The organism is Streptomyces crystallinus, assembly GCF_039521265.1.
Lineage (GTDB): Bacteria > Actinomycetota > Actinomycetes > Streptomycetales > Streptomycetaceae > Streptomyces > Streptomyces crystallinus.
On sequence record NZ_BAAACA010000059.1, the window covers coordinates 1 to 7,907 of the forward strand.

Here is a 7,907-nt window from a genome sequence, read left to right on the forward strand (position 1 = left end):
CGCCCCTAGGCAGTTAGGGGCGCGGGGAACTGCGCGACCAGCCATGCACGGTCCGCAGACGAAAGCCCGGCCGCCCGCCCGAGGGCTTTCGGGAAGGGGCGGGGTGGGGAACAACTAACGCGGGGACTCCGGGGGGCGCTGGCGTGGCATGTTCGGGCGCGTGCCCGGCGGCAGCGGGAACCGGCCCGGCCCGGGCGCCGCGTCCGGGCGCGGGGACGAGGCGGCCAGGGTCTGCATCACCAACGGCGCGGGCCCGGACCGGAACTCCACCATCCAGTCCGCCGTCTCCGACCGCACCAGCTCCGTCACGTCCTCCGTGAAGCGGCGCAGGACGGACAGACACCGCTCGGCCGCCTCCCCCGCCGTCCCCTCCGTGGGCCCCAGCACCTCCCGCACGCTCTCCGAGGCCCAGTCGAACTGGAGCCCCTGCAACCGCCGCTGCACCGCCTGCGCCGTCGCCACGTCCCGCATCCACCCGGACGTCAGCCCGAAGTAGCGGTCGCAGGCCAGGCAGGCCGCGCCCAGGAGCAGGAAGAAATAGCCCCAGCCGGACGCGCCCGACAGCGCGCCCGTCACGTCGAGGAGCGGCAGCGCGGCGCCCGCGATCGCGCCCCCCGCCGTACCCACCCGCAGCACCCGCGCCCCCCGCCGCTTCCACAGCCGGTCCGCCAGGTACCACTCGGCCGTGCGCAGCGCCCCCGCCTCGACCCACCGGTACAGCTCGTCAAGGCGTTCCGCCGGCTCGCCCCAGTCGCCGAGCGGGAACGGGCGCCCGGTCAGGTCGCGCTCGTCCCGGGGCGGTCCCGGGGGCCCCTCGGGCTGCATCTCCGGCTGGCTCACCCGGCGCTCCCTCCGCGGTGCGTATCGAAAACCCCCGTCACCGCTGACGGCGACGGTGACGGTGACGGTGAACGGTGACGGCTACGGTGTCGTAACGTACAGTTACGCACAGTGACGTCTTCAGGGCCTCCTCCGTGACGTGACGGCCCTTCCTACCGCCGAATGGTGGGGGCCAGCGCCGATATCCCGGGATTTCCCCCCGTAAGTGGGCCTTGATCAGGTCGGAGAACCTCCGTCGGGTCACTCGAAAGAGTTGCGGAGCAGTGCGCGGGGAGACCACGTAGGCTCGGAGTGCCGGATCCTTCCGGCAGATCCGACGAACGGATCCGACGACCGGATACGACGCGAAAGACGGGGTGCACCGTGATCCCTGGTGGTGGCCAGCCCAACATGCAGCAGCTGCTCCAGCAGGCGCAGCAGATGCAGCAGGACCTCGCCCGCGCGCAGGAGGAGCTCGCCGCGACCGAGGTCGACGGCCAGGCCGGCGGCGGTCTCGTGAAGGCGACCGTGACCGGCTCCGGTGAGCTGCGCGGCCTCGTCATCGACCCGAAGGCGGTCGACCCTCAGGACACCGAGGGCCTCGCCGACCTGGTGGTCGCGGCCGTCCGCGCGGCGAACGAGAACGCCCAGCAGCTCCAGCAGCAGAAGCTCGGCCCGCTGGCGCAGGGCCTCGGGGGCATGCCGGGTCTGCCCTTCTGAGCAGACCCGCGGGGCACCGTCCGTACGCCCTTGTGAACAGTGGTGAACAACGCGGGTCCGCCCTTCTGCGGCGCCCGCCCACCAACTACCGTAAGCACCCGGAAGACCCACGAGAGGCAGTCCGTTGTACGAAGGCGTGGTCCAGGACCTCATCGACGAGTTGGGCAGGCTGCCCGGCGTCGGTCCCAAGAGCGCGCAGCGGATCGCCTTCCACATCCTCCAGGCCGAGCCCACCGACGTGCGCCGGCTCGCGCACGCGCTGCTCGAAGTGAAGGACAAGGTCCGGTTCTGCGCGGTGTGCGGCAACGTGGCGCAGGAGGAGCGGTGCAACATCTGCCGCGACCCGCGCCGCGACCCGGCCGTCATCTGCGTCGTGGAGGAGCCCAAGGACGTCGTGGCGATCGAGCGGACCCGTGAGTTCCGGGGCCGCTACCACGTGCTCGGCGGAGCCATCAGCCCCATCGAGGGGGTCGGCCCGGACGATCTGCGCATCCGCGAGCTGCTCGCCCGGCTCGCCGACGGCACGGTCACCGAGCTGATCCTGGCCACCGACCCGAACCTGGAGGGCGAGGCCACGGCGACGTACCTCGCCCGCATGATCAAGCCGATGGGCCTGCGGGTCACCCGGCTGGCCAGCGGACTCCCCGTCGGGGGAGATCTGGAGTACGCGGACGAGGTCACGCTCGGGCGGGCCTTTGAAGGAAGGCGACTTCTCGATGTCTGACGCAACGCTGCACGCGGCCAACCAGGATCCGGACTCCTTCGCGGTCCAGATCGCCGACCAGGTCGAGTCCTTCATCGTCGCGGTCACCGAGGTGGCCAAGGGCGACGAGCCGGACAGCGCCGTGCCGTTCCTCCTCCTGGAGGTCTCCCAGCTGCTGCTGGCGGGCGGGCGCCTCGGCGCGCACGAGGACATCGTCCCGGACGAGCGGTACGAGCCGGACCTCGGCCCGGAGCCCGACGTCGACGACCTGCGCGAGCGGTTCGCGGCCCTGCTGGAGCCGATCGACGTGTACTCGGAGGTCTTCGACCCGTACGAGCCGCGCAAGGCGCCCGTCGCCTGCCGGATCTCGGACGATCTGGCCGACGTGGTCACCGATCTGCGCCACGGCCTCGCCCACTACCGCGCCGGGCGCACCACCGAGGCGCTGTGGTGGTGGCAGTTCTCCTACTTCTCCAACTGGGGCTCCACCGCCTCCGCCACCCTGCGCGCCCTCCAGTCCCTGGTCGCCCACGTCCGCCTCAACCAGCCCCTGGAGGAGCTGGACGGCCTGGACACCGACGAGGACCTGTCCGAGGAGTCGCTGGCCGACGCGGCCGGGCGCGTGATGGCCGAGGAGATCGCCGGGCCGCTGGGCCTGCGTACGGTCAAGTAGCCCTCCCGTACCCGCCCGGCGGCCTGTGAGCCGGCCCACACCCGCGCGTACAACCGGCCCGGTCGGGCATGTGCCCCTCCACGAGCGGACCGGATCCGATCCCCCCACCGGGACCCCACAAGATCACATCGCGAGCGGGACATCTCACGATGTGGCACCTCCCGGGCGGATCCGGGCCGCTCGTTAGACTGAGCCGACCGCAGTAATGGACTGAGCGAGGAGCGCACGTGGGCCTTGTCGTGCAGAAGTACGGAGGCTCCTCCGTAGCCGATGCCGAGGGCATCAAGCGCGTCGCCAAGCGGATCGTGGAAGCCAAGAAGAACGGCCACCAGGTGGTCGTCGTGGTTTCCGCGATGGGCGACACGACGGACGAGTTGATCGATCTCGCCGAGCAGGTATCCCCGATGCCCGCCGGCCGTGAGTTCGACATGCTGCTGACCGCTGGAGAGCGGATCTCCATGGCCCTGCTGGCCATGGCGATCAAAAACCTGGGCCACAAGGCCCAGTCGTTCACGGGCAGCCAGGCAGGCGTCATCACGGACTCGGTCCACAACAAGGCGCGGATCATCGATGTCACGCCGGGCCGCATCCGGACCTCGATCGACGAGGGCAACATCGCCATCGTCGCCGGGTTCCAGGGCGTGAGCCAGGAGGGCAAGAACATCACCACGCTCGGGCGCGGTGGTTCGGACACCACGGCCGTCGCGCTGGCCGCCGCCCTCGACGCCGAGGTCTGCGAGATCTACACGGACGTCGACGGTGTGTTCACCGCCGACCCGCGGGTGGTGAAGAAGGCCCGCAAGATCGAGTGGATCTCCTTCGAGGACATGCTGGAGCTGGCCGCGTCCGGCTCCAAGGTGCTGCTGCACCGCTGCGTCGAGTACGCACGCCGTTACAACATCCCGATCCATGTGCGCTCGTCCTTCAGTGGACTCCAGGGCACCTGGGTCAGCAACGAACCACGTTCCCAGGCGGAGGGTCAGCAGGTGGAGCACGCCATCATCTCCGGAGTCGCGCACGACGTCTCCGAGGCGAAGATCACGGTGGTCGGGGTCCCCGACAAGCCGGGCGAGGCCGCGGCCATCTTCCGGACCATCGCCAACGCCGAGATCAACATCGACATGGTCGTCCAGAACGTGTCGGCCGCCTCCACCGGGCTCACGGACATCTCGTTCACGCTGCCCAAGGCCGAGGGCCGCAAGGCCATCGACGCGCTGGAGCGGGCCAAGGCGACCATCGGCTTCGAGTCGCTGCGCTACGACGACCAGATCGCCAAGATCTCGCTGGTCGGCGCCGGGATGAAGACCAACCCGGGCGTCACCGCCGGGTTCTTCGAGGCGCTCAGCGACGCCGGGGTCAACATCGAGCTGATCTCGACCTCCGAGATCCGTATCTCGGTCGTCACCCGCGCCGACGACGTCAACGAGGCCGTGCGCGCCGTGCACACCGCCTTCGGCCTGGACTCCGACTCCGACGAGGCAGTCGTCTACGGAGGCACCGGACGATGAACCGGGGTCCGGCGCTCGCGGTCGTCGGTGCGACCGGGAGCGCCGGCGCGGTACTGCTCCAGATCCTGTCCCAGCACGCGGACGTCTGGGGCGAGATCAGGCTGGTCGCCTCCGCGCGCTCGGCGGGCCGCAAGCTCGTGGTGCGCGGCGAGGAGACCGAGGTCATGGCGCTCGGCGAGGAGGCGCTCGACGGCGTCGACATCGCCGTCTTCCTGGTGCCCGAGCAGGTCGCCGCCCAGTGGGCGCCGATCGCCGCGGCCAAGGGCGCGGTGGTCGTCGACACCTCGGCGGCCTTCCGGGCGGACCCGGACGTGCCGCTGGTGGTGCCCGAGGTCAATCCCCACGCCGTACGGCTGCGGCCGCGCGGGATCGTGGCCTCCCCGCACTGCGTCACCCTCGCGCTGATCGTGGCGGTGGGCGCGCTGCACGCCGAGTACGGCCTGAGCGGGCTCGTCGTCTCCACGTACCAGGCGGTCAGCGGCGCCGGCCGGGCCGGCGTCGAGACCCTGCGCGAACAGCTCTCCCTGGTCGCGGGTACGGAACTGGGCACCGGGCCCGGAGATGTGCGCCGGGCCGTGGGCGAGGACACCGGGCCGTTCGCGGCGCCGGTGGCGCTCAACGTGGTGCCCTGGACCGGGGAGCCGGCCGAGGGCGGCTGGTCCTCCGAGGAGCTGGGGCTGCGCGAGGAGACCCGCAAGGTGCTCGGGCTGCCGCGGCTCGCGGTGGCCGCGACCTGCGTCCGGGTCCCGGTGGTCACCACCCACTCCGTCTGTGTCCACGCGACCTTCGAGAACGAGGTCGAGGTGGCGCGGGCCCACGAGATCCTGGCCACCGCGCCCGGTGTGGTGCTGCTCGACGACCCCGGGGCGGGGGAGTTCCCGACGCCCGCCGACGCGGTCGGCACCGATCCGGCGTGGGTGGGACGGGTGCGGCGCTCGCCCGACGACCCGTACGCGCTCGATCTCTTCGTCTGCGGCGACAACCTCCGCAAGGGCACCGCTTTGAACGCCGCTCAGATCGCCGAACTGGCTGCCAGGGAATTTCGCGGCTGAATACCGGCTCGATTTCGCCGTCGGGAAGCCCACGGAGTTTGTAGGATCTGTGAACGCTCTGTGAGCAAGTCGCTGGTCTGTACCACTTGAACTGCGCTGTTGCCCTGTTACACGATTCATTTCCGTGTCCCTGCAACCGGCAGCCCGGCATGGAGCGTCTATGCGGTCGCCCATCAAGGTGCCGTAAATATCGGGGCATTGGGGAAGAGCGAGTACGCATGAGGACATTTGTCGCACTGTCAAAAACGGTGTCGTACGCGTACAACCCTGACGGGGGGAAGCGTGTCCAACTGGCGTGGCAGAGGTTCTCGACATCACCGCGATTCCGGTGCGCGGCGCAGTGGTCCGCCCGCTCCGGCGGCCGCGACCTGCCGGCGGCATGCCGGTGATCGCCCCCGTGCCGACCGCGCGCCCCACCCACGTCCCCGCCCAGCCGACATCGGCCCGCGAGGGCGCTGACGACGCCATGGCCGCTGGCACCACCGTCGACCACCTCACCGAGACCTACCGCGCGCACTACCGCTCACTGCTCGGGCTCGCCGCGCTGCTGCTCGACGACACGGCCTCCTGCGAGGACGTCGTCCAGGAGGCCTTCATCCGCGTCCACTCGGCCCGTTCGCGCGTGCGCGAGCCCGAGAAGACCCTCGCCTATCTGCGCCAGACGGTCGTCAACCTGTCCCGCTCGGCCCTTCGCCGCCGCATCCTCGGGCTGAAGCTGCTCTCCAAGCCGATGCCCGACATGGCGAGCGCCGAGGAGGGGGCGTACGACCAGCTGGAGCGGGACGCGCTGATCAAGGCCATGCGCGGCCTCCAGCGCCGCCAGCGCGAGGTGCTCGTGCTGCGGTACTTCGCGGACATGACCGAGTCGCAGGTCGCCGAGACGCTGGGGATATCCCTGGGCTCGGTGAAGGCGTACGGCTCACGCGGCATCGCGGCACTCCGGATAGCCATGGAGGCACCGGTATGAGCGCCAAGCGGAATGCGGCATTCGGGGGCGGGGAGGATCGACGGGGCGACGGCGAGCGCGGGGACCACCGCGGTCGCCGGGACGACGGCACAGACAGCGCGTACGGCGTGTACGGCACGGCCGGGGCCCGGGGGGAACACGGGCACCACGGCGAACCCGCCGTCCGCCGTCACGGGGAGAGCACGAACGGGCCCGACCGCCCTCTGGACGACCGGACTGGAAACGGAATTGTGAACGACCCCTTCCCACCTGGCCTCACCCCGGACGAAGACGCGCTGCGCCGGCTGCTGCACGGCGCGGTGGACGGCATGGAGCCGTCCGAGGGAGCCCTGGACCACCTGCGCCGGGCCGTTCCCGCCCGCCAGGCCCGCAAGCGGCAGGCGGCGGTCGGCGCGGCCGCCGCGGCGCTGCTCATCGGGACCGCGATCCCCGCGTTCCTGCACGTGGCCAACACCGGTTCGGCCTCCGAGGACCGGCCCACCATCGCCGGGCACGGCCAGCAGGCCCAGGGCGGCACCGGTGCCGCGCCGGGCGTGGAGGACGGTGACCGGGGGGCCGACAGGCCCTCCGGCCGGACCCCCCGCACCCCGGCGCCGAGCGGCACCGTGAAGCCCGAGGAGCCCGGCCGGACCGCCGTCGGCGGCACGGCGGGTGGCCACACCGGGCCCGTCGGCGGGCCCGTACAGGTCGGCTCCCCGGTCTGCGACGCCACCGAGCTCGGGGTGAAGTCCGCGCGCATCAGCAAGCCCGACGCCGACGGCAAGGTGTACGGCACGTTCCGCGTCGCCAATGTCTCGAAGCAGCTCTGCCAGGTCAGCGGGGCCGGGAAGGTCGACTTCCAGGCGCTGGGCGCGGCGGACGCGTCCCGGATCACGGTCGTCGACCACGCCACCGGGGATCCGGCGGCGGGGCTGCCCGACCCCGCCCTCGAAGCCACCGGCCTGGTGCTCAAGCCGTCGGCCGCGTACGAGGTGCGGTTCGCCTGGGTGCCGTCGGAGACCTGTCCCAAGCCGCAGCCCTCGCCCGACCCGTCGCCCTCGACGGTCAGCGGGGGCGCCGGCGGGACGACCGGCGGCACCGGTACGGGCACGGCCTCGACCGGCGCCGAACCTCAGCTCGGCTCCGTCGACCCGGCGAATCCGGTCACCCCCGCGGACGGCAAGGTGGCCGTGACCCACGTGGCCGAGCCGGGCGCCCCGACGGCCGAGGCGACGATCCCGAACGCGTGCGCCGGAACGATCTACCGCACAGGAGTCCTGGCAGCCCCGCCACCCCCCACTACGCCTTGATTCCGGCCCGGCCTCTGTCTGTGGCTGAGTGGTGGGTTGCTCGCGCAGTTCCCCGCGCCCCTAGGTAGTACGGCCGTTCGGGCGGTACTCCGCGCTCCTGGAAGCCTTCGTTCGTCTGCGGGTAGTGGCCGGTTGCTCGCGCAGTTCCCCGCGCCCCTGGGGGACTGGGGTCGGCC

At 71.6% G+C, this 7,907-nt stretch carries 8 protein-coding genes; 7 read left to right on the plus strand and 1 reads right to left on the minus strand.

Going from position 1 to position 7,907, the window contains the following annotated elements:
- Positions 1-114: 114 nt before the first annotated feature.
- On the minus strand, positions 115-840 hold the full coding sequence (locus ABD236_RS32005; RefSeq protein ID WP_425543999.1) for an SLATT domain-containing protein: 726 nt from the start codon (positions 838-840) through the stop codon (positions 115-117).
- 363 nt (positions 841-1,203) lie between these two features.
- Between ABD236_RS32005 and ABD236_RS32010 the strand changes: the two genes are divergently transcribed.
- From ABD236_RS32010 to ABD236_RS32040, 7 genes are all read left to right on the plus strand, one after another.
- Positions 1,204-1,539 (plus strand): YbaB/EbfC family nucleoid-associated protein, encoded by a 336-nt coding sequence (locus ABD236_RS32010; protein ID WP_344080107.1) that lies wholly within the window; start codon positions 1,204-1,206, stop codon positions 1,537-1,539.
- Positions 1,540-1,663: 124 nt separating this feature from the next.
- Entirely contained in the window at positions 1,664-2,263 is a 600-nt protein-coding gene (gene recR, locus ABD236_RS32015) for a recombination mediator RecR (protein WP_190087931.1), read from the plus strand.
- Positions 2,256-2,915: a DUF5063 domain-containing protein gene (locus ABD236_RS32020; RefSeq protein ID WP_344080116.1), complete on the plus strand. Its 660-nt coding sequence runs from the start codon at positions 2,256-2,258 to the stop codon at positions 2,913-2,915. The genes recR and ABD236_RS32020 overlap by 8 nt, the downstream gene beginning before the upstream one ends.
- A gap of 227 nt (positions 2,916-3,142) precedes the next feature.
- Positions 3,143-4,423 (plus strand): aspartate kinase, encoded by a 1,281-nt coding sequence (locus ABD236_RS32025; protein WP_344080119.1) that lies wholly within the window; start codon positions 3,143-3,145, stop codon positions 4,421-4,423.
- Positions 4,420-5,475: an aspartate-semialdehyde dehydrogenase gene (locus ABD236_RS32030; protein ID WP_344080122.1), complete on the plus strand. Its 1,056-nt coding sequence runs from the start codon at positions 4,420-4,422 to the stop codon at positions 5,473-5,475. Before ABD236_RS32025 ends, ABD236_RS32030 begins: the two co-directional genes overlap by 4 nt.
- Positions 5,476-5,770: 295 nt before the next feature.
- Positions 5,771-6,442: a SigE family RNA polymerase sigma factor gene (locus ABD236_RS32035; protein WP_344080125.1), complete on the plus strand. Its 672-nt coding sequence runs from the start codon at positions 5,771-5,773 to the stop codon at positions 6,440-6,442.
- Positions 6,443-6,672: 230 nt separating this feature from the next.
- A complete protein-coding gene (locus tag ABD236_RS32040; RefSeq protein ID WP_344080128.1) occupies positions 6,673-7,731 on the plus strand; it encodes a hypothetical protein in 1,059 nt (352 codons plus the stop codon).
- Positions 7,732-7,907 lie beyond the last annotated feature (176 nt).